This is a genomic window from Candidatus Bandiella numerosa, assembly GCF_021811875.1.
In the GTDB taxonomy this organism is placed as follows: Bacteria; Pseudomonadota; Alphaproteobacteria; order Rickettsiales; family Midichloriaceae; genus Aquirickettsia; species Aquirickettsia numerosa_A.
Map to the genome: position 1 here is coordinate 1 of NZ_JAJBJD010000267.1, position 251 is coordinate 251.

1 protein-coding gene is annotated in these 251 nt (G+C 46.6%); it reads left to right on the top strand.

Annotated elements, in window-relative coordinates; translation table 11 throughout:
- Nucleotides 1-251 (top strand): hypothetical protein (locus L8D11_RS05600; RefSeq protein ID WP_236870669.1); only part of this gene is annotated, 251 nt, incomplete at both ends.

The window sequence follows — 251 nt, forward strand, 5'->3', positions numbered from 1 at the left end:
TACTTTGCCGTCAGCTTCCTTCCGCCAACTCCTCACGAAGTTAACCTTGCCTCAGCTAATGGACAGCTCTATATCAGCCCATGAGGGACTTGAACCCTCTACTCTTACATCATGCACGGCGCACACTATTGCTCCTTGCGACTTCTCTACCTTTAGGCCGTGTTCTGTCAACTGCTCGTTCACCTCTTTCAGCAACACATCCCATATCTTCAGCTTAGTCATTATATTTCGAAATCTGCAAAATGTCGTAT